18 protein-coding genes and 1 pseudogene are annotated in these 19503 nt (G+C 75.0%); 6 read left to right on the top strand and 13 right to left on the bottom strand.

Features of this window, described 5'->3' with window-relative positions:
• Positions 1-583 precede the first annotated feature (583 nt).
• The 4 genes and pseudogenes from QC029_RS00720 to QC029_RS00710 all read right to left on the bottom strand — a co-directional run bounded on the left by QC029_RS00720 (position 584) and on the right by QC029_RS00710 (position 2259).
• Positions 584-1042, bottom strand: coding sequence for an NAD(P)-dependent oxidoreductase (locus QC029_RS00720; protein ID WP_279553277.1), 459 nt, complete (start codon positions 1040-1042; stop codon positions 584-586).
• 125 nt (positions 1043-1167) lie between these two features.
• Positions 1168-1212: pseudogene (locus tag QC029_RS31035) on the bottom strand (hypothetical protein); the annotation flags it as partial.
• A gap of 96 nt (positions 1213-1308) precedes the next feature.
• Positions 1309-1455: a hypothetical protein gene (locus QC029_RS00715; RefSeq protein WP_279553276.1), complete on the bottom strand. Its 147-nt coding sequence runs from the start codon at positions 1453-1455 to the stop codon at positions 1309-1311.
• Positions 1456-1689: 234 nt separating this feature from the next.
• Positions 1690-2259, bottom strand: coding sequence for a snapalysin family zinc-dependent metalloprotease (locus QC029_RS00710; protein WP_279553275.1), 570 nt, complete (start codon positions 2257-2259; stop codon positions 1690-1692).
• Positions 2260-2682: 423 nt separating this feature from the next.
• Here QC029_RS00710 and QC029_RS00705 point away from each other — a divergent pair, with 423 nt between their 5' ends.
• The gene (locus QC029_RS00705) at positions 2683-3303 is read left to right on the top strand and encodes an L-threonylcarbamoyladenylate synthase (protein ID WP_279553274.1); all 621 of its coding nucleotides are present in this window, start codon (positions 2683-2685) and stop codon (positions 3301-3303) included.
• Between the two features lie 256 nt (positions 3304-3559).
• On the opposite strand, the gene QC029_RS00700 is transcribed toward QC029_RS00705, so the two are convergent.
• A complete protein-coding gene (locus QC029_RS00700) occupies positions 3560-4567 on the bottom strand; it encodes a 1-aminocyclopropane-1-carboxylate deaminase (protein WP_279553273.1) in 1008 nt (335 codons plus the stop codon).
• 65 nt (positions 4568-4632) lie between these two features.
• Positions 4633-5367 (bottom strand): GntR family transcriptional regulator, encoded by a 735-nt coding sequence (locus tag QC029_RS00695; RefSeq protein WP_279553272.1) that lies wholly within the window; start codon positions 5365-5367, stop codon positions 4633-4635.
• Positions 5368-5725: 358 nt separating this feature from the next.
• Here QC029_RS00695 and QC029_RS00690 point away from each other — a divergent pair, with 358 nt between their 5' ends.
• The 3 genes from QC029_RS00690 to QC029_RS00680 all read left to right on the top strand — a co-directional run bounded on the left by QC029_RS00690 (position 5726) and on the right by QC029_RS00680 (position 8046).
• Positions 5726-6388, top strand: a complete 663-nt coding sequence (locus QC029_RS00690; protein WP_279553271.1) for a cupin domain-containing protein — start codon at positions 5726-5728, stop codon at positions 6386-6388.
• Positions 6378-6518 (top strand): DUF6126 family protein, encoded by a 141-nt coding sequence (locus QC029_RS00685; RefSeq protein WP_279553270.1) that lies wholly within the window; start codon positions 6378-6380, stop codon positions 6516-6518. Before QC029_RS00690 ends, QC029_RS00685 begins: the two co-directional genes overlap by 11 nt.
• 637 nt (positions 6519-7155) lie before the next feature.
• Positions 7156-8046, top strand: a complete 891-nt coding sequence (locus QC029_RS00680) for an alpha/beta fold hydrolase (protein ID WP_279553269.1) — start codon at positions 7156-7158, stop codon at positions 8044-8046.
• Between the two features lie 224 nt (positions 8047-8270).
• Here the strand turns inward: QC029_RS00680 and QC029_RS00675 are convergent, their stop codons facing one another.
• From QC029_RS00675 to QC029_RS00665, 3 genes are all read right to left on the bottom strand, one after another.
• Positions 8271-9080, bottom strand: a complete 810-nt coding sequence (locus QC029_RS00675) for an ABC transporter permease (protein ID WP_279553268.1) — start codon at positions 9078-9080, stop codon at positions 8271-8273.
• A complete protein-coding gene (locus QC029_RS00670) occupies positions 9077-10087 on the bottom strand; it encodes an ATP-binding cassette domain-containing protein (RefSeq protein WP_279553267.1) in 1011 nt (336 codons plus the stop codon). Before QC029_RS00670 ends, QC029_RS00675 begins: the two co-directional genes overlap by 4 nt.
• A 256-nt stretch (positions 10088-10343) precedes the next feature.
• Positions 10344-11756, bottom strand: a complete 1413-nt coding sequence (locus QC029_RS00665) for an FAD-dependent oxidoreductase (protein ID WP_279553266.1) — start codon at positions 11754-11756, stop codon at positions 10344-10346.
• A 291-nt stretch (positions 11757-12047) separates the two neighbouring features.
• Between QC029_RS00665 and QC029_RS00660 the strand changes: the two genes are divergently transcribed.
• Positions 12048-13109, top strand: a complete 1062-nt coding sequence (locus QC029_RS00660) for a nitrous oxide reductase family maturation protein NosD (RefSeq protein ID WP_279553265.1) — start codon at positions 12048-12050, stop codon at positions 13107-13109.
• A gap of 75 nt (positions 13110-13184) precedes the next feature.
• Here QC029_RS00660 and QC029_RS00655 read toward each other — a convergent pair whose 3' ends face one another.
• On the bottom strand, positions 13185-13781 hold the full coding sequence (locus QC029_RS00655; protein ID WP_279553264.1) for a TetR/AcrR family transcriptional regulator: 597 nt from the start codon (positions 13779-13781) through the stop codon (positions 13185-13187).
• A 248-nt stretch (positions 13782-14029) separates the two neighbouring features.
• Here QC029_RS00655 and QC029_RS00650 point away from each other — a divergent pair, with 248 nt between their 5' ends.
• Positions 14030-14935, top strand: a complete 906-nt coding sequence (locus QC029_RS00650) for an NAD(P)-dependent oxidoreductase (protein ID WP_279553263.1) — start codon at positions 14030-14032, stop codon at positions 14933-14935.
• Positions 14936-15065: 130 nt separating this feature from the next.
• Here QC029_RS00650 and QC029_RS00645 read toward each other — a convergent pair whose 3' ends face one another.
• The 3 genes from QC029_RS00645 to QC029_RS00635 form a co-directional block, all read right to left on the bottom strand.
• Positions 15066-16721: an FAD-dependent oxidoreductase gene (locus tag QC029_RS00645; RefSeq protein ID WP_279553262.1), complete on the bottom strand. Its 1656-nt coding sequence runs from the start codon at positions 16719-16721 to the stop codon at positions 15066-15068.
• Positions 16722-16739: 18 nt separating this feature from the next.
• The gene (locus QC029_RS00640) at positions 16740-17660 is read right to left on the bottom strand and encodes a diiron oxygenase (RefSeq protein ID WP_279553261.1); all 921 of its coding nucleotides are present in this window, start codon (positions 17658-17660) and stop codon (positions 16740-16742) included.
• Between the two features lie 507 nt (positions 17661-18167).
• The gene (locus tag QC029_RS00635) at positions 18168-19436 is read right to left on the bottom strand and encodes an acyl-CoA dehydrogenase family protein (RefSeq protein ID WP_279553260.1); all 1269 of its coding nucleotides are present in this window, start codon (positions 19434-19436) and stop codon (positions 18168-18170) included.
• Positions 19437-19503 lie beyond the last annotated feature (67 nt).

Genomic DNA, 19503 nt, shown 5'->3' with positions numbered 1-19503 from the left:
TCGCGGTGTTCCGCGGGCGGGTGCCGGCAGGCAAACGGAGGGTTCAGCTCCGGTATGTCGGTGCCGTCGGACACGATCCGGACCGTGGACCTGAGACCGGAGTCGCCGCCCCCGCCCGTGGCTCCGCGGCGGCCGGGAGGGACCGTGCCGCGCGACCGGCCGGATCGCCGGTCCGGTGACCGGATCGGCCACGCCTGCACAGCCCTCGACTCCGCCGGATGCCGGGCGAGCGGGGCCTGGAGGGGTTCACCGGGGAGGCGGCCGGACCGCCCCGGGGCGCGGACGCCACGCGGGAGGAGCCGGTCGGCATCGTCCGCCGGATCCGCGCGGCCGGCCCGGAGCACGACCATCGCCCGCGGCTCCCCGAAGCGGACGTGCCGCGCCCCCGGGCCGGTGGCCTGGTCCGCCACCCCCGGACGGTCTCCGGGACGCGCCCGCGGCGGAGAGCGCCGACGAGGCGCCGGGGTACCGGTCCGTCGCGCTCCGAGCGGCGTGGCGGACCAGGCGGCTCCCGGCCTTCCCCCGCCGCGGTTCCTCGGTCGCCGCTGCGGCCTGCGGCTGCCGGGCCCCTGCCGCGCGGGCCTCACCGCGTCGCTGCGGGGACGCCGTCCGGGCGGTCGGCGAGAAGTGCCGCGATGTGGTCGGCGCGGCGCAGGGCCGCCCCGGCCATGGCGCACCGGGTCGTTCCGGCGAGGTGCGGGGTGAGCAGGGCGCCCGGCAGACCGGGGAGCGGGGAGGCGAAGGCGGCGTGCTCGTGGGCGAAGGGGTCGACGGCGGCGGCTGCCGGAGGGCGGGCCGGGTCGCGCAGCGCGTCGGTCAGGGCTTGCTCGTCGACGATCCCGCCCCGGGCGGTGTTCAGCAGGATCGCTCCGGGCCGCATCAGCGCCGGTTCCGCCCGGCCGATCATCCCGCGGGTCCGTTCGGTGAGCGGGAGGTGCACCGACACCACGTCACCGGTGGCCAGAGGGTCCTCGAGGGACGCGATCCGGCGCACCGCCCCCTCCGCCGGCGGCGGGCGGTGGGAGGAGCCCTGGACGGCCATGCCCGGGGTCGGTTCCGACAGCTCGGCCGCGGGAACGGTCGGGGTGTTCCCGCGGCCGTCGCGTGTGGCCCGTTGTGTGCCGCCGGGTTCCGGGTCGGGGCGAGCAACTGGGCCAGGGCGGACTCCGCGACCGCGTTCGCGTTGGAATCGGGGGCGCAGGTGACCGCCACACCGTGGCGGGCGGCGGCGGTCAGGTCCACGTGGTCGGTGCCCGGCCCGTCCGATCACCCTCAGCCGGTGGGTCGGCGCCGGGCCGGTCGCCGCCGTCAGGAAGCCGGCGCGCAGCGGGACGCCCGCGCCGGGTCGTTCACCCGCCGGAGGTTCGGCGTGACGGCCGGCCCGTGCCCGGGCAGACGCTCCGGCTCGCGGTCGAGCAGGTCACCGGGGGCCGCGTCCAGCGGCAGGATCCGCATCCGCCCCCTGACTCCCTCCTCCCTGAGCGGACCGTACGAGGTCCGGCATCCCGGCCCCGGACTCGGGGGCGCGGGGTGGCCGGATCGCGCCGTCGGGGATCCGGGAGCGGTGGGGTGGTGGGAGGGGGACGACTGGAGGACGGACAGGCCGGAGCGGCTGGCGGCCTCCGCGCCGCCGGATCCGGAGGGCGCCCGCGCCGTGCGCGGGCACGGGCGCCCTCCGTGCTCTCCGCGTCAGTCCGTGATCACCGCGTTGCGCGGCGTTCCCGCCGGCCAGGCGAACGTTCCGCCGAAGTTCTCCTCGACCTCCGCCTTCTCCGCCGCGTTGGGACGGGGGTTCGTGCACGCGGTCCCGGCGCTGGAACCCGACATCAGGCTCGAGCAGGGGCCGGGCTTGCGGTCCGGCAGGCCCAGGATGTGGCCGAGTTCGTGGGAGGAGATCCGGATGGTGTCGTAGCCCTGGGCGACGGCCTGCCGGCCCATGTAGACGGTTCCGCTGCCCAGCGCGGTGGTGTAGGCACGAGGCCAGCCGTTGTCGGCGAGGATCCGTATGTTGGCACGCTGCCCGGCCGCGACCGGCCGCAGCTCGACACTGTCGACGCTCTCGTTCCAGATCGCCGCGCCCCGGTCGACCGCGGCCCTGAACTCCGCGGACGCGCTCGCGTCGTAGGTGATGATCCGCGGCGCGAGGGCGCGCTCCTCGGCGGTCGGGGCGGCGGGAGCGGCGGAGGCCTGGCCGCCGGTCAGGGCGAAGGCCACCGCCAGGGCGGCGGTGAGGCCGCGCACGAGTGTGCGGGAGTGCATGGTCGTCCTCCTTGTGGGGGAAAGGCAGGCGTGCTCATGACACACTGCAGGCTCACTGCCCACCGGAGGCGGACGCCAATCCGTTTATCGGCCCACCTGACCGGGGGCCGGTTCCGGCCGGGTCGTGCCGGTGGTACGCCCACCGGCAGCCGGTCCGGCACGCTCCGCGCGGACAGCGGTACGTGCCGGCGGCTCCCACTCCGGGGAGACCGCGGAGGTCTCGCGCGCACCGCCCGCCCCTTCGGAACGTCACCCGCCGCGACGATCACCCGACGCCGTGCGGGACGGGACGGCACAGGGCGGGACCGGGCGGGACGGGACAGGGCCGGGCGTCGTACGGCTCCCGGGCGGCGGGGCGTCACGGCCCCGGCGGCCCCCGTCCCGGCGTCCGGCCTCGGATGCCCGATCGCGTAGGGTCGGCGGATGGCGAAGTACTTCGACGTTCACCCCGAGAACCCCCAGCAGCGCACCATCGGCAGCGTGGTGGACAGCATCCGCTCCGGCGCGCTCGTCGCGTACCCGACGGACTCCTGCTTCGCGCTGGGGTGCCAGCTGGGCAACCGCGACGGCATCGCCCGGATCCGGTCGATCCGGAACCTCGACGACCGCCACCACTTCACCCTCGTGTGCCAGAACTTCGCGCAGCTGAGCCAGTTCGTGCGCGTCGACAACGACGTGTTCCGCGCGATCAAGGCGTCGACGCCCGGAAGCTACACCTTCATCCTCCCCGCGACGAAGGAGGTGCCGCGTCAGCTGATGCACCCGAAGAAGAAGACGGTCGGGGTCCGGATCCCCGACCACGTCGTCGCCCAGGCCCTGCTCGCCGAGCTGGGGGAGCCGCTGCTCTCCAGCACCCTGCTCCTGCCCGGCGAGGAGGAGCCGATGACGCAGGGCTGGGAGATCAAGGAACGGCTCGACCACGTGGTGGACGCCGTGGTGGACTCGGGCGACTGCGGCACCGAACCGACCACGGTGATCGACTTCTCCGGCGGCGAGGCGGAGATCGTACGCCGGGGAGCGGGCGACACCGGCCGGTTCGAGTAGGCGCGCCGACCGCGCCGCCGCATGCCGCTGCGGGCGGGGTTCCGGACGCCCCGCCCCCCGCGGGCGGTGCTCCCGCCCGTGCGCCCCGGGTCCCGGCACGCGCACCGGTCGCAGGGTCCGGGCGCCGAGCGGATCGCGGTCCTCGGGCGCGGAGGCGGGCCGGGAGCCGGCGCGTCCGGTTCGGTGGACGGTGCCGCGGCGCACCCGGACGTCCCGCGCCGGTCCTTCCGGGGCGCCCGGCGCGGGACGGGCCGGGTCAGCCGAAGACGCCGCTGTAGGCGTTCAGGGCGGGCTGGCCGCCCAGGTGGGCGTACAGGACGTTGGAGTCCTTGGGGATGTCACCGCCGCGGACGAGGTCGATGAGCCCGGCCATCGACTTGCCCTCGTACACGGGGTCGATGATCATGCCTTCCAGGCTGCCGGTGAGGCGGATGGCGTCCACGGTGGACCGCACGGGGACGCCGTACAGGTCGCCGGCCCACCCCTCCAGGACGGTGATCTCCTCGTCGCGCAGGTCCCGCCCCAGGCCGATGAGGTCGGCGGTGCCGCGGGCGATCTTCTCCACCTGGGCGCGGGTCTCGTCGATCCTCGCGGAGGCGTCGATGCCCAGGACGCGGCGGGGGCGGTCCTGGGCCGCGAAGCCGGCGATCATGCCCGCGTGGGTGCTGCCGGTGACGCTGCACACCACGATCGTGTCGAAGAAGACGCCCAGTTCGCGCTCCTGCCGCTGCACCTCGAAGGCCCAGTCCGCGAAGCCGAGACCGCCCAGGGGGTGGTCGGAGGCTCCGGCGGGGATCGCGTACGGCGTGCCGCCGGCCGCCCGGACGTCTTCCAGCGCCTGGTGCCAGCTGTCCTTGAAGCCGATGCCGAACCCGGCCCGGACCAGGCGTACGTCGGCGCCCATGATGCGCGACAGCAGGATGTTGCCGACCTTGTCGTTGACCGGGTCGGGCCAGTCCACCCAGCTCTCCTGGACCAGCACGGCCTTCATGCCGGCCTTGGCGGCGGCCGCCGCCACCTGCCGGGTGTGGTTGGACTGCACTCCGCCGATGCTGACCAGGGTGTCCGCGCCCCGGGCGAGCGCGTCGGGGAGCAGGTACTCCAGTTTGCGGGTCTTGTTGCCGCCGAAGGCCAGCCCGCTGTTGCAGTCCTCCCGCTTGGCCCATATCCGGGCCCCGCCGAGGTGGTCGCTGAGCCGGTCCAGGGGATGGACGGGGCTGGGGCCGAACAGCAGGGGGTAGCGCTCGAACGCCTCGAGGGACATCTGTGGCTCCTTCGTCTCTGCCCCGGTCGCGGGACGTGGGGTGCCGTCGCCGGCGGGTCTGGTGGTCAGTGCGGGGAGGGCGTGCCGCCCCCGGTGCGGTCGGCGCCGGTGCGGTCGGCGCCGGTGTCGGCCTCGGCGTCCGGAGGCAGGGTGTCGAGCAGGGGCGCCAGGGTCTGCCAGTTGGCGCGGGTGGCGGCGGCGGCCCCGTCGACGTCACCGGCCGCGCACCGTTCGACGATGCGATCGTGCTGGGCGACCGAGCCCCGGCCGCTCAGCGAGGAGAAGCGCAGCCGTTCCAGACGCCGCACCACCGGCGTGAACTGCTCCAGCACGGTGCGCACCGCGGGGTTGGCGCAGGCGGTGACCGCGACACCGTGGAAGTCGTCGTCCGCCGCGATCGCCGCGTCGACGTCGTTGTCCCGCAGGGCGGCGGCGAAGCGTGTGTTGGCCTCGCGCATGGCGTCGAGTTCGGCGGCCGACAGGTTGGGCAGCGCCTCCCGGACGGCGAGTTCGTGCATGGCCGCCGTCACGGACTGGGCTCCGCGCACGGCCCGGACGTCCAGCGGGCTGACCCTGGTGTAGCGGCCGGGTTTGGCCTGCACCAGTCCGGCCTGCTCCAGACGCGCCAGAGCCTCCCGCACCGGCGTGCGGCTGACCCCCAGCCACTGCGCCAGGTCGCCGTCGTTGAGCCGCTCGCCCGGGGCGAGCGTGCCGTCGACGATGGCGTCCCGGATCGCCCGGTAGGCGTTCTCCCTCAGCAGTGACCTGGAAACGAGCCCTTGGCTCTTCGGAACCGGCATGCAATATATTGCATGCTGCATGACAGGCTCTGTCAAGGAGCGGCTGCGGCGGATCGCGGTACGACGGGGGTCGGGGCCGGAGAGACTCCGTAGGGGATCCGCAGGGGATACGCCCCCGCGGCGGGGCGATGCCGGACACCGGACCGGACGGCGTCCGCGCCATGGACTCCTCTGCGCCTCCCTGCTCCGGCGTCAACGGCGGGGTCCCGGGGGCGGCGGACCGCCTGGGTCCCTCGCCTCGTGGAGCGCAACGCCCCGTGCTCTCATGGTGGAGCGGGAAGCGGAGGCCACCTCCTCCGCCTTTTGCCTTGGAGGCAATCCGTTTGCCTGTGGGGCAAGCATGTGGCTCAATGGATGCATGGGCCAAGAAACCCCCGCCACGGGTACGGACCTGTCCGGTGTCGCGCCGCGCCTGCGCGACCTGCGCAGGCGCGGCGGCCTCACCCTGGAGGCGGCGGCCCGGCGGCTGGAGATGTCCCCCGCGCACCTGTCCCGCCTGGAGACGGGACAGCGGCAGCCGTCGCTGCCGCTGCTGCTGGCACTCGCCCGGACCTACGGCACCACGGTCTCGGACCTGCTGGGCGAGACCCCGCCCGACCGGGACCAGGTCATCCGGGCCGGGCAGGTGGAGGCGGCCGAGGCCGGCGGCTGGATCTACCGGCAGGCCGGAGGGTCGCGCCGGGCCATGCAGGCGCTGCGGGTGCACGTGCCGCCGGAGGCCCAGGGCGACCTGGTCCGCACCCACGTCGGCGAGGAGTGGCTCTACGTCCTCACCGGCCGCCTCGGACTCACCCTGGGAGGCGAGGAGCACGTGCTCGGTCCGGGCGACGCGGCCCACTACGACAGCCTCACCCCCCATCGGATCACCGCCGCCTCCGCGCAGGGCGCCGACCTGCTCTTCGTCCACACCCTGCTGCGGAGCCACACCGGCGACCTGTGCCTGGGCGGCGCGGACCGTCCGATCCCCCAAGGTGCCCAGCGGCACACGACCCTCCCGGAAGGTGGCCCCCATGCCGAGTGAAGACACCGGTGTCGAGCGCGGGGACGGCCGTTTCCCCCGCGGACTGGTCCTCCGCCTGTTCGCCTACATAGTCGCGGGCCACGTCTTCGCGTTCTTCCTCTACCTGCTGTTCGCCCTCGGAGCCGAGTAGGCATCCCCCGCCCCGGCACGCCCCGGACGCGTTGCGACGCGCCGCAGGGGCGTGTCCGGGTGCGCCCGGGGCGCGGGGAACGCGCGGGGCGGCGGGCACCGGGCGGAACCCGTCGCGTCGCGCCGCGCCGCCGGTCGCCGAGCACGCCGGACGAGGCACTGAGGCCCGCCTTCCGCTCCGACGCCGGCGCGTTCACCTCGCGGGTCCCACCGACCGGCTCCACGGCCTCCCGCGCCGGGCCGCGGCGCACCCGGCCGCGGGCACTCACCGCCCCGGCCGCACCCGCCCGTCCGGCAGCCACCGGAGGATCGCACCGGCGCGGCACCGGCGCGGTCGCCTGCGGTGCGCCGCCCGGGCACCGGCTGTTCGGACCGACGTGACCGGACAGCCGCAGGGTCTCCGCTCCGACGGGGAGGCGGCTCTCCGCGACGAGGGCATCTGCCACTCCCCTAAAGAGACGAGACGTATCGTCTCGCTTCTGTTACGGTTCCTCCGTGTCCGGGGAGCCGTTGGCCGAGGACGCGGTTCCGGCCGAGGAGCAGGCCGACGCACTGTCGCGGACCGCGCTCGACGAGTCGCGGCTCCACGGCCCGAACCGAAGGGCTCGAACCGAAGGGCCCGAACCGAGGGGGGAGACATGGAGACCTTTGCCGAGACCGGGGACGGCTACCGGCTGTGGGTCGAGGCGGTCGGCGAGGAGGACCTGCCGCCGCTGCTGCTGATCATGGGAGCAGGCGCCGGTGGACTCGGCTGGCCCGACGGGCTCGTGGGCCGACTGGCCCGGCACCACCGCGTCATCCGCTACGACCACCGCGACACCGGCCGCTCCACCCGTGCCTTCCACGAGCGGCCCTACGCGATCCGCGATCTCGCCGGTGACGCCGTGGCGGTGCTGGACGCCCTGTCGATCGACCGCGCGCACGTGGCCGGGATGTCGATGGGCGGCTACCTGGTGCAACTGCTGCTCCTGGACCACCCGGAGCGGCTGCTCAGCGCCGCGCTGTGGGGCACGTCGGTGCTCGGCGGCGCGCGTCCCGACCCGGAGATCCGCGACGAGGACCTGCCCGGCCCCGACCCGCGCCTGCTCGCGATGTGGGAGGAGATGGGACAGGAGCGCGACCGGGAGGCCGAACTGCGGTGGCGCGTCGAGCACTGGCGCCTCCTCAACGGCGGTGTCCTGCCCTTCGACGCCGGGGAGTTCGCGGACCTCGAGCGCCGCGTCGCCGCGCACAGCGGCACGTGGACCGCCTCGTCCGCGCACGCGCTCGCCGACCGGTCCGGCATGGAGCGGGGGGAGGAGCTGGCGCGGGTGACGGTCCCGACCCTGGTCGTCGACGCCCCGGAGGACCCGGTCACACCCCCGCCGCACGCGGCCCGGCTCGCCGGTGCGATCCCCTCCGCGCGGCTCGTCACGATCCCCGGACTCGGGCACGCGCTCGGGAGCGCGGCCGTGCCCCCGCTCGCCGACGTCCTCCTCGCGCACACCCGGCCCGCCGACACCGCCGACACCGCCGGCCGTACGCCCTGACCGTCCGCCGGGGCCCCGCGGGCATCCGCCCCCCTCCCCCGGCCGCCCCGTGGGGGACGCCTCGCGCGGGCGGGCCGCGCCGGTCCGTTCCGCGGGTACGGCTGCCTAGCAGGGGCGCAGACGCCTTTGGAGGGTGCGCGCGAACATCTCGCGCACACCCTCCCGGCACGGGCCTCGGCGGTGCGGGACCGGGCTCCGCGGCGCCCGGCGTGCGCGTGCTCCCCTCACGCCTTCGCCCGGTACGCCTTCATCGCCATCGGGTAGAAGGCCGCCGCTATCCCCACCGCCCAGACCAGCGACCACAGCAGCGGCCGACCCACCTCGCCGCCCAGCAGCAGACCGCGGTACGCGTCCGACAGATGGGTGACCGGGTTGACGTCCGCCCAGGCCTGGAGCCAGCCGGGCATGGTGTCGACGAGGACGAAGGCACTGCTGGTGAAGGTGATCGGGAAGATCAGGGTGAAGCCGAACGCCTGGACCTTCTCCGCGTCGCCCGCGAGCATGCCGATCAGCACCGCGCACCAGGACACCGCCGCCGCGAAGACGACGAGCAGCAGCGCGCCCGCGAGGAAGCCGCCGAGTCCGCCGGTGACGCGGAAGCCGAGCGCCAGGCCGAGGCCGATCATCAGGAGCATCGCCCACACGTGCTTGGCCAGGTCGGCGGTGATCCGTCCGATCAGCGGGGCGGAGCGGGCCACCGGCAGGCTCCGCAGCCGGTCGAAGACGCCTTTGGTGAGGTCGGTGTTGAGCGCCAGTGCCGTGTAGGTGGTCATGAACAGGGTGTTCTGGACGATGATCCCCGGCAGGGCGTACGTCAGGTACGCATCGGGCGACCCGGCCATCTGGCCGCCGAGCACATACGTGAAGAGGAACACGAACATGATCGGCGTGATGCTGTAGTCGACGAGCTCCAGCGGGTTGTGCTTGATGGCGACGAGACTGCGCCACGCCATGGTGGCGGTCTGCCGCAGTCCGGTGCCGGGGCGGACCCGGCCGCTCGCGGTGACGGGGGCGCCGGCCGTCGTGGCGGTCATGATCCGCTCACCGCCTTCTCGGTCTCGCGGTCGCCGGATTCGGCGTCCGCACCGGGGCCTTCCCCGTCCGGCCCCGTGCGGCGACCGGTCAGGGCCAGGAAGACCTCGTCCAGCGACGAGCGGCGCAGCGTCAGCTCGCCGACCGCGACGCCGGCCCCGTCCAGGCGGCGGACGACGGCGGGCATCAGCTCCGGGTCGTTGACCGGTACCGTGACCAGATCGCCCTCGATCCGGGTCTGCGGCCCGGCCGCCTGGGCCACCAGGGCGTGCGCGGTCGGCAGGTCGTGTCCCCGCACCGGCCGCAGTTGGAGCACCTGCCCGCCCACCTGCGTCTTCAGCTCGTCGGAGGTGCCCTCGGCGATGACCCGGCCCTTGTCGATCACCACGATCCGGTCGGCGAGCAGGTCGGCCTCGTTCAGGTACTGCGTGGTCAGCAGCGCGGTCACGCCCTCGGCGACCAGACCGCGCAGCATGTCCCACACCTCGTTGCGGCTGCGCGGGTCCAGTCCGGTCGTCGGCTCGTCGAGGAAGAGGATGGGGGGCCGGCCCACCAGGCTCGCCGCCAGGTCCAGCCTGCGCCGCATGCCGCCCGAGAACGTCTTCACCGCGCGTCCCGCCGCTCCCGTCAGCCCGAAGCGCTCCAGCAGCTCGGCCGCCCGCGCCTTCGCCTCACGCCTCGACATCCCCAGCAGCCGCCCGATCAGCAGCAGGTTCTCCGTGCCGGTGAGGTTCTCGTCGACCGCCGCGTACTGGCCGGTCAGACCGACGAGCGAGCGCACGACGCCGGCCTCCCGCACCACGTCGTGACCGGCGACCTCGGCCCGCCCGGCATCCGGCTGGAGCAGCGTGGCGAAGATCCGTACGGCGGTGGTCTTGCCCGCTCCGTTGGGCCCGAGGAGCCCCAGCACCGTCCCGGTGCGGGCGACCAGGTCCACGCCGTCCAGCGCCCGGGTCTCCTTGAACCGTTTGGCCAGGCCCTCCGCCTGGATCGCGTACTCATGCGTCATGGGACTCGTCCCCTCGCGTCGAGGTCGCGCTTCGGCGGTCGCCCCGGGTCCCCCGGCCCGGAGCCCGCCCTACGGACAACTGTGACGCACGTCACTGACATTCCGCCCGGTGGACCGCCGGGCGGGATCCGCGGCTTCCGGCCCGTCCCGCGTCCTCCGTCCCCGGAGCGCGGCGGACGGGGGCGGCGGGCGACGGGCGGAGGGGGGCCGGCGCGAGGGCGGTGCGCCGTCTGCCGTGCGCTCCGGGCCGCGCCCGTCAGTGCGCGCCGGCCCGGCGCACCTCCGCGACCGCCTTCCGGGCCGCCACCAGGACCGGGTCCCACAGCGGGGAGAACGGCGGCGCGTACCCCAGGTCCAGGGCCGTCATCTGTTCGACCGTCATTCCGGCGGTCAGCGCGACCGCGGCCGCGTCCACGCGCTTGCCCGCGCCCTCGCGCCCGACGATCTGCACGCCCAGCAGGCGGCCCGTGCGGCGCTCGGCGAGCATCTTCACGTGCATCGGCGCGGCCCCCGGGTAGTAGCCGGCGCGGCTGGTGGACTCGACCGTCACGGTCACGAACCGCAGCCCCAACGCTTCGGCCTGGGTCTCCAGCAGGCCGGTGCGGGCGATCTCCAGGTCGCAGACCTTGCTGACCGCCGTGCCGACGACGCCGGGGAAGGTGGCGTAGCCGCCGCCGACGTTCGTGCCGATGACCTGGCCGTGCTTGTTGGCGTGCGTGCCCAGCGCGACGTGCCGGGTGCGGCCCGAGACGAGGTCGAGGACCTCGACGCAGTCGCCGCCCGCCCAGATGTCCTCCCGGCCCCGCACGCGCATCGCCAGGTCCGTCAGCAGGCCCCCCGACTCCCCCAGCGGCAGACCGGCCTCGCGCGCGAGGCCGGTCTCGGGCCGCACGCCCAGCCCGAGCACCACGGTGTCGGCCTCGTACTCGGCGTCCTCGGTGGCGACCGCCCGCACCCGGCCGTCCTCACCCGTGCGGACGGCGGTGACGGTGGCGCCGGTGACCGTCTCGATGCCCATGCGGCACATCGCCTCGTGCACCAGCCGGCCCATGTCGGGGTCGAGCGTGCTCATCGGCTGCTCGGCCCGGTCCAGCACCGTGACCCGGTGGCCGCGGCGGATCAGCGCCTCGGCCATCTCCACGCCGATGTAGCCGGCGCCGACCACGACCGCGCGCCGGGGGGCCTCCGCCGTGCGCGCCGCCTCGGCCCTCTCCAGGGCGTCCAGCAGCGCCCGGCCGTCGTCCATGGTCTGCACGCCGTGCACGCCCGGCGCGTCGATGCCCGGCAGCGCGGGGCGCAGGGGGCGGGCGCCGGTGGCGACGACCAGGTGGTCGTAGCCCAGCCACTCCCCGGCGGCTGCGCCGTCCGCGCGTCCGCGGACGCGGACGCGCCGGCCGTCCGGGTCGAGTTCGGTGACCTCGGTGTGCAGGCGCAGGTCGATGTCCCGTTCGCGGTGCTGCTCGGGGGTCCGCGCGATCAGGTCGCCGGCGTCCGCGACGTCGCCGCCGACCCAGTAGGGGATGCCGCAGGCGGAGTACGAGGCGTGACCGCCCCGTTCGAGGGCGATGATCTCCAGTTCCCCGGCGCCCTTCAGCCTGCGCGCCTGCGAGGCGGCCGACATGCCCGCCGCGTTCGCTCCGATGACCACCATGCGCTGCGCGGTCGCCATGGCGTGTGCTCCCTTCACCGTGTCGGGCACGTGCCGGTCCCGGCTTCCGTATGCCCACGCTGTGCCCCGGTACCGCCGGGCGGGCGGTCCCGGGCCGCGGCAGCGCGACCGCGACGGCGTCGCTGACGGGAGGTCACGGTGGCGGTACGGTCCGCGTGCGGCCCCTCCGGGGTGCCGGGCCGCGTGCCCTCGGCCGCTTGGACCAGTGAGGCCGACCGGAACGGCGGCAGTGTTCCTGCCTCGGGTTAACACATGTGGCGAATATCAACATACCGCCCATATTTTCAGTTCATGACGAAACGACAGATCACTCGCTTCGGATGGGCCGCGGTCGTCGTGGTCTCGGGTGTGGCCGCCGCTCCGGCGGCCTCCGCCCAGGACGACACGCACCTGGTCCGTCCGGGAGAATCGATCCAGCAGGCCGTGGACGCCGCGGAACCGGGGGACACGGTCGTCCTCGCCCCCGGCACCTACCGGGAGAGCGTCCGGATCACCACGTCCGACCTGACACTGCGGGGCTCGGGTCCGGACACCGTCCTCATGCCGGCGACCGGCCGGACCGGAAACGACTGCGCGCGCGAGGGCCACGGCATCTGCGTGTCCGGGACGGACGGCCGGCCCGTCACCGGCGCCGCCGTGCACTCCCTGACCCTGCGCGGCTTCAAGCAGAACGGCCTGTGGGCCTCGTGGACCGACCGGCTGAGCGTGCGGCACGTGACGGCCGAGCGGAACGGGAAGTGGGGCATCGCCCAGCAGAAGTCCACCCGCTCGGACATCAGCTACAACACCGCCCGGAACAACGCCGACGCCGGTCTCTTGCTCTCGAACACCGTGGAGCGGGAGAAGGGCGCCGCCGACGCCGACGGGACGGTGGTCCGGGAGAACCACCTCCTGGACAACCGGATCGGCGTCACCGTCAGACGGCTGCGGAACCTCGTCGTCAGGAACAACGAGATGGCGGGCAACTGCGCGGCCATGTTCGTCGTCGGGGACGAGACCAAGCCCCGGGCCGGAGCGCTGACGGTCTTCCGCAACGACGTCCACTCGAACAACAGGTACTGCCCGGCGACCCCCCGTCTGCCGTTCCTCCAGGGGTCCGGGATCGTCCTCACCGGCGCCGAGGAGACCTGGGTGGCCGAGAACCTGGTCGAGGACAACGTGGGCTCCTCGCCCCTGTCGGGCGGCATCGTCCTCTTCAAGAGCTTCGTGGGGGCCCGCAACGAGCACAACGTGGTCGAGGACAACATCGTGCAGGGCAACGGGGCGGCCGACCTGGCGAACCGGGGCGCCGGCGCGGGCAACGTCTTCCAGGACAACCTGTGCCGGGACTCCAAGCCCGAGGGTCTGTGCTGACCGTGTGACCGGCCGCGTCCTTCCCGCCCCTCTCCGGGCGGGAAGGACGCGGTTGGCGTCCGGCGGCGCGCGGCCTCAGTCCCGGGGGGCGACGCCGCCGTCCAGGAGGGGGCCGAGCTCCCGTGCCACCACCGTGAGGGCGCGCACGTCACGCTCGGCCCTGGCCACCACGATCGCCCCCTCCAGCGCGCTGATCATGAGCGTCGCCAGCGAGGCGGCACGCCCGGCCGGCACGCCCATGTCCGTCAGCGCCTGCGCCACCGGCCGGTTCCAGGCGGCGAACGCGGCGGCGGCGGCCTCCCGGGTGGACTCGGCGGACTCCGCGCAGTCCACCGTCGCGGCGACGACGGGGCAGCCCGACGCGAACCCGACCGACCGGTACTCGTCGGTCCACTGGCGCACCATCGCGGCGAACAGGAGGCTCGGCGAGGGCTCGGGCATCTCCGCGAGGAACCGGGCGACGCGTTTGGCGGCGTAGCGGCCGGCCCATTCCACGGCCTCGTTGACGAGCTGCTCCTTGCCGCCCGGGAAGTAGTGCTGCAGGGAGCCCCGCGGGGCCTGCGCGTGGGCGACGACGTCGCGCAGGCCGGTCCCGGTGACTCCGCCGCGCCGGATGAGCTGGGCCGCGCTGAAGACCATCCGCTCGCGCGGCCCCCGTCCGGAAACCGCCATCCCCGACCTCCGATCCCGTGGCGAGCCGGGCGAGCGGTCCTCGCCCGCGGACCGGACCAGCCTAACGACGCCGCCCGGACCGCCCCGGGCGCGGGAGCCCCCTCCCCGCTCCGGCCGGCCGCGCAGGCCCGGGCGGGCCGCGCGCCGGTTCTCCATGACGGGCGTCATGGAGACCGCTACTATGACGCGCGTCATAAGCGACGAGGCCGGCGGCTGCGCGAGCACGCCGGCCGGAGGGGCGGCACACGGTGGACGTGGGTTTCATCGGTCTCGGCGTCATGGGGCAGCCCATGGCGCTCAATCTGGCCCGAGCGGGGACGGCGCTGACCGTCTGGAACCGCACCGCCTCCAGGAGCGAGCCGTTGCGCGCGGCCGGCGCCGAGGTGGCGGCGGGCCCCGCCGAGGTCCTCGAACGCGCCCGCGTCGTCTTCCTCATGCTGGCCGACGGCGCGGCGATCGACTCCGTCCTGGGACGCGGCACGCCGGACTTCGCCGCGAACGTCGCCCGGCGCACGATCGTGCACATGGGAACGACGTCGCCCGACTACTCGCACGGCCTCGAAGCCGACGTCCGCGCGGCCGGGGGCGGTTACGTCGAGGCCCCCGTCTCCGGATCGCGCGGGCCCGCCGAGGCCGGGCAGCTCGTGGCCATGCTGGCCGGGGAGCGGACGGCGGTGGAGTCGGTCCGTCCGCTGCTGCGGCCGATGTGCCGCGAGACGTTCCTCTGCGGGCCGGCGCCGAACGCGCTGCTGATGAAGCTCGCGGTGAACCTGTTCCTGATCACCATGGTCACCGGCCTCACCGAGGCCTTCCACTTCGCCGACCGCCACGGACTGGACCGGGAGCGGTTCCTGGCCGTGCTCGACGCCGGACCGATGGCCAGCGGCGTCTCCCGCATGAAGGCGCCCAAACTGCTGGCCCGCGACTTCGACGTCCAGGCCGCCGCCCTGGACGTCCTGAAGAACAACCGGCTGATCTTCGAGGCGGCCCGGGAGGCCGGCCTGGCCTCGCCCCTGCTGGACGTCTGCCACTCCCTCTTCGGCGAGACCGTCGCGCTGGGACACGGCGGGTCCGACATGGTGGCCGTCCTCCACGCGATCGAGGCCAGGACCGAGCGGGCCGACCCCGCCCCTCGGCTCGGCACCCGCACCTGAGCGCGGGCCCCGCCCCGGCCGGCGTGCGCGCCGGGGGGCGGGAGCGCCCGGTCCCGCCCGCGCCCCCGCCCGGACGGGGCGAGGCGCGGGCGGGGCCGGCCGGCCGTTCGCACCGCCGGCGGCGGGGCGTTCAGCGCGTGAGCGGAAGCAGCCGGCGGCCGCCCCTCGCCGCCGCCACCAGTTCGGGGACGGTGGCCAGTCTGTCCCGCGGCCGGCCGTCCCGGCGCCCGCGGGCCACCTCGGCCCGGTCGATCGCGGCCAGGCCGCGGGCGTCCACCAGGTGGCGGTTGCGGCTCCGCACGAGCCGGCGGAAGGCCTTCGCGCCGTGCTCGGGCGTGGGCAGGGCTCCGTCGAGCGCGTCGCCGAGCAGGGTGCCGACCGTCTCGGCCGCGCAGGCGCGGTTGGCGCCGATGCCGCCCGAGGGCCCGCGCTTGATCCAGCCCACGACGTACGTCCCCGGCCGTCCGGCCACCCGCCCGCCCTCGTGCGGAACGGTGCCGGTGGAGTCATCGAACGGCAGCCCGGCGACCGGCACGCCCCGGTGGCCTACCGCCCGCACCACCATGCCGACCGGTATCTCCAGCTCTCCCCCGGCCGCCGTGGCGCGGACGGCGCGCACGCTCCCGTCACCGATCACCTCCACGGGCGCGGAGTGGAAGCGGAGCACGATGCGCCGTCCCGGTGCGGGCGGGAGGGACCAGTCCACGGCGTGGCGGGCGACGCCCCGCAGCACCGCGGCCCTGTCCTCCGGTCCGGCCGCGTCGATGCGCGCCCCGATGCGGGGGTCGTGGTCGTCCACGACCAGGTCCACACCGGGCAGGTGCTTGAGGGCGAGCAGCTCCGGTCTGGTGCAGGCCGCGTCCTCGGGGCCGCGACGCCCGAGGAGGACCACCTCCCGCACCTTCCCGGCGCGCAGCGCCTCGAGCGCGTGGCCGGCGATGTCGGTGGAGGCCAGGGCCTCCGGGTCGGCCGTCAGGATCCGGGCGACGTCGAGGGCGACGTTGCCGTTGCCGACCACGGCCACCCGCTCGCCGGACAGGCCCACGGCGTCCGGGGCGGTCTCCGGGTGGGCGTTGTACCAGGCGACGAACGTGGTGGCCGGAACGCTTCCGGGCAGGTCCTCGCCCGGGATCCCCAGACGGCGGTCGGCGCGGGCCCCGACCGCGTAGACGACCGCGTCGTGGTGCGCGGCCAGCTCCTCCGGCGTGACGTCCCCGCCCACGTCGAGCCCCAGGTACATGCGGACCCGCGGGTGCGCGTGGAGCCGCGCGAAGGTGTCGCCGACCTTCCTGGTCCCCGGGTGGTCCGGTGCCACGCCGTACCGCACGAGGCCGCCGGCCACCGGCATCCGGTCGATGAGCGTCACCTCGGCGTTGGTGTGCAGCAGCAGGTCCTCGGCGGCGTACATGCCGGCCGGGCCGGTGCCGACGACCGCGACGCGCAGCGGCGCGAAGTCGGACGGCAGGCTGCGCTCGAACGCGGGACTCCCCCAGGCGTGGAAGTTCGGGCCGTGGTCGGCGGGTTCGGGCTCCTCGTCCCCGAAGTACGCCGCGTTGACGGCGGCGTACTCCCGCTGCGCGCCGGTGAGGCGGTCCTCGGGGAGGATCGCGTCCACCGGGCAGGCGTCCGCGCAGGCGCCGCAGTCGATGCAGGCCCTCGGGTCGACGTACAGCATCTCCGTGCTGCCGAAGGCCCGTTCCTCGGGAGTCGGGTGGATGCAGTTGACCGGGCAGACGGCGACGCAGGCGGCGTCGGTGCAGCAGTTCTGGGTGATGACGTGGGTCATGTCGCGGCTCGCTCGGCGTCAGATCAGGTGGGCGCGCTTGTAGAACACCAGCGCCGGCTTCGTCAGCAGGCCGGCGGAGGCGAGGAACTCCATGAGCCCCGAACAGCTGGATCGCATCATGGACTTGTGGTGCTCGTTGGCCCTCGCCTCCCTGACGGCACGCCGCTCGTCGAGTCCGGCGTTGGCGTAGACCTTGCGGTTCACCATGCTGGTGACGATGACGTAGGCCGCGATCGCGATCACCAGGGCGTGGATCCGGCGGCGCAGCGGGCCGGCGCCCGCGAGGCGCTTGCGCGTCTCGTCGCGGGCGAACTTCATGTGCCGGGACTCCTCGACGACGTGGATGTTGTTGATGGTGCGGACGAACGGCACGACCCGCTCGTCGCGCATCCAGTCGCGCTGCATGACGTCGAGGACCTCCTCGGCCACCAGGATCGCCGCGTACGCCGCCTCGCCGAACGCCAGCGTCTTGAACGCCCGGCCGAGTTCCAGGGCGAACCGGTGCGGCCGGTAGGGCGGGGCGCCCAGCTTCTGGGCCCCGCGGGCGAACATGATCGAGTGCCGGCACTCCTCGGCTATCTCGGTCAGCGCCCACTGGAACTCGGCGCTGGTGGGGTCCTTGGCGTAGATGTCGCGCAGCACCATCTGCTGGAGGATCATCTCGAACCAGATGCCCGTGCTGGCCACCGAGGCGGCCTCCTGCCGCGTCAGCTCCTTGCGCTGCGCGTCGGTCAGCTCGTCCCAGTAGGGCGTGCCGTAGAGGGTGCTCCACTCGGGGCTGGCGCCGTGGAAGTCCTTGTCCAGCGGCGTCTCCCAGTCCACCTCCACGGCCGGGTCGTACGCCAGCCTCGCCGCCGAGTCGAGCAGCCGCCGGGCGACGTCGTGCTCTCCGTGCCGGTCCTGTGCCGTCGGTCGAACGGTGCCGGTGGTGCTCGTCATGTGCGCTCCTCGAAACGTGTGCGACGTTCCCTGTCCGCCCGTCGCGCCGGGAGGCGGCCGCCGCGCCGCCGGTCCGCTCCCGGACCCGGCGGATCCCCGGAAGCCACCCCTCCGCGCTTGTTAGACAAAATGTAAAGCAAGGGCGCCCTTCCGTGCTACCCCCGGTAACAAGGTATGGCCCCGGCGGCCGGCGGCGCCTCCCGGCCCGGGCGCCGGGGCGGACGTGGAGGGCCGGCCGCCGCGGGGGAGGGAAGCGGCGTCACGGCGTCCGGGAGCGGGTCGCGCGAGGTCCGGCCCACGCCCGTGCGGGGTCTCATGCCCACGTCGGCAGCACCGACGCATCCCCGAGGCACCACCGAGGCGGGGCAGACCGTGCGTGACGGCGGTCCCGCCCCGGAGGGACGGCGCGGTTGTCAGGGGTGCGGCGGGCATGTCCCTCCCCCGGGGCCGAGGGGGGTCCGCGGGCGGCCGGCGCCGGTGGCGGCGGAGTGCCCGGCTCGACCGCCCCTACGGCGTGGAAGGGATGCGCGCTCCGTGCAGGTAGTGGTCGCCGATGTCGCGCAGCCGGGAGGCGGTCGGGTTCCGCGCCGTCAGGACGCGCGCGTTGCGCCAGAACCTGTCGAGCCCCGGGCCGTCGGCGAGTTCGAGGACCCGCCCGGTGATGTGCAGCGCGGTCCTGCCGGTGACGGCTTCGGCGGTGGCCACGAGCACCGCCGTGTCGGCGCCGTGCGGCGGGGCGCCGGCGCCGTGCGGGGCGCCGAGCTCCCGCGCCAGCGCCTCCGTGGCGCGCTCGACCACCGCCGCGGCGGTGTGGGCGGCGGCCGCCAGTTTCCCGTAGGCGAGCAGGAGGTCGGCCTCCTCGTCCGGAGGACCGTACTCCCGCTCCGCTCCGGTGGCCGTCCACGGGGGCGGGGTCCTCCGGCTCACGTCCCGGGCCTCCGCCAGGGCGCCCTCGGCGATGGCCAGTTCGACGTGGGCGAGGGCGAGCCGGAGGGCCTGCGGGGCGAGCGCGGCCGAGGCCCTGGCCGCGTGCTCGTCGTGCGGACCGGCGCCGAGCACGTGCTCCGCGTCGACCGGGACGTCGTGGAAGCGGACGTCGCCCGCCCCCGCGAGCCGCTGGCCGAGGCGGTCGTGCAGGGCGTCGGCCACCACACCGGCATGGGACGGGTCCACCACCACGACGAGCGACGCGCCCGTGACCGCGCACACCGCGTCCAGGACGAGCCGGTCCGCCACGGCCACCCCCGCGGCGAGGGTCCGGCGCCCGTTGAGGACGTACCCGTCGCCCAGGGGGGCGAGGGTGAGGCCGGTGACCGCCCCGGTGCCGGGCGCGTCGACGTCCCCCGCCCACAGCCACTGCTCCTCGGCGGTGCGGCGTTCGAGCCCGGCGGCGCGCTCGGGCCCGGCGACGAGGCGGCCGGCCCAGGACAGGGCGTAGTGGCGTGCCAGGAGTTCGCCGACGGAGCTGTCGACCGCGGCGATCTCGCGGATGAGCGCGCAGGCCCGCCGCCAGTCGACGCCCCGTCCCCGCGGTCCGGGCGGGGTCAGCAGCCCGAGGAAGCCGGCTTCGCGGAGTCGTGAGACCTCCTCGAGCGGGGGCCTGCCCGCTCGGTCGCGGGCGAGGATGTCGACGGCGAGGTCGTCGGCGAGTTCGCGGGCGACGCGCGGCCACAGGCCGCCGGCGCCGGGGGCGGTCCACGTCTCCGGGGCGCCGGGCGCGGTGACGTTCACCGTCGCGCCCGGCGCGCTCGGGACCACGGGGAGCGGACCGCGCACGCGGCCGGGGCGTGGGGGGTGACAGGTGGCATGGGTACCTCCGGGGTCGGTCGGGGGATGCCGGGCG

Origin of the sequence: Streptomyces sp. DH37 (assembly GCF_029813835.1) — a bacterium.
Classification (GTDB): Bacteria; Actinomycetota; Actinomycetes; order Streptomycetales; family Streptomycetaceae; genus Streptomyces.
This window is presented reverse-complemented; position numbering and strand designations above follow the sequence as displayed.

Excerpts from the sequence above, each read along its gene's own strand:
- QC029_RS00720 (WP_279553277.1), bottom strand. The coding sequence starts at position 1,042 with ATGGCCGTCCAGGGCTCCTCCCACCGCCCGCCGCCGGCGGAGGGGGCG.
- QC029_RS00715 (WP_279553276.1), bottom strand. The coding sequence starts at position 1,455 with ATGCGGATCCTGCCGCTGGACGCGGCCCCCGGTGACCTGCTCGACCGC.
- QC029_RS00710 (WP_279553275.1), bottom strand. The coding sequence starts at position 2,259 with ATGCACTCCCGCACACTCGTGCGCGGCCTCACCGCCGCCCTGGCGGTG.
- QC029_RS00705 (WP_279553274.1), top strand. The coding sequence starts at position 2,683 with ATGGCGAAGTACTTCGACGTTCACCCCGAGAACCCCCAGCAGCGCACC.
- QC029_RS00700 (WP_279553273.1), bottom strand. The coding sequence starts at position 4,567 with ATGTCCCTCGAGGCGTTCGAGCGCTACCCCCTGCTGTTCGGCCCCAGC.
- QC029_RS00695 (WP_279553272.1), bottom strand. The coding sequence starts at position 5,367 with ATGCCGGTTCCGAAGAGCCAAGGGCTCGTTTCCAGGTCACTGCTGAGG.
- QC029_RS00690 (WP_279553271.1), top strand. The coding sequence starts at position 5,726 with ATGGGCCAAGAAACCCCCGCCACGGGTACGGACCTGTCCGGTGTCGCG.
- QC029_RS00685 (WP_279553270.1), top strand. The coding sequence starts at position 6,378 with ATGCCGAGTGAAGACACCGGTGTCGAGCGCGGGGACGGCCGTTTCCCC.
- QC029_RS00680 (WP_279553269.1), top strand. The coding sequence starts at position 7,156 with ATGGAGACCTTTGCCGAGACCGGGGACGGCTACCGGCTGTGGGTCGAG.
- QC029_RS00675 (WP_279553268.1), bottom strand. The coding sequence starts at position 9,080 with ATGACCGCCACGACGGCCGGCGCCCCCGTCACCGCGAGCGGCCGGGTC.
- QC029_RS00670 (WP_279553267.1), bottom strand. The coding sequence starts at position 10,087 with ATGACGCATGAGTACGCGATCCAGGCGGAGGGCCTGGCCAAACGGTTC.
- QC029_RS00665 (WP_279553266.1), bottom strand. The coding sequence starts at position 11,756 with ATGGCGACCGCGCAGCGCATGGTGGTCATCGGAGCGAACGCGGCGGGC.
- QC029_RS00660 (WP_279553265.1), top strand. The coding sequence starts at position 12,048 with ATGACGAAACGACAGATCACTCGCTTCGGATGGGCCGCGGTCGTCGTG.
- QC029_RS00655 (WP_279553264.1), bottom strand. The coding sequence starts at position 13,781 with ATGGCGGTTTCCGGACGGGGGCCGCGCGAGCGGATGGTCTTCAGCGCG.
- QC029_RS00645 (WP_279553262.1), bottom strand. The coding sequence starts at position 16,721 with ATGACCCACGTCATCACCCAGAACTGCTGCACCGACGCCGCCTGCGTC.
- QC029_RS00640 (WP_279553261.1), bottom strand. The coding sequence starts at position 17,660 with ATGACGAGCACCACCGGCACCGTTCGACCGACGGCACAGGACCGGCAC.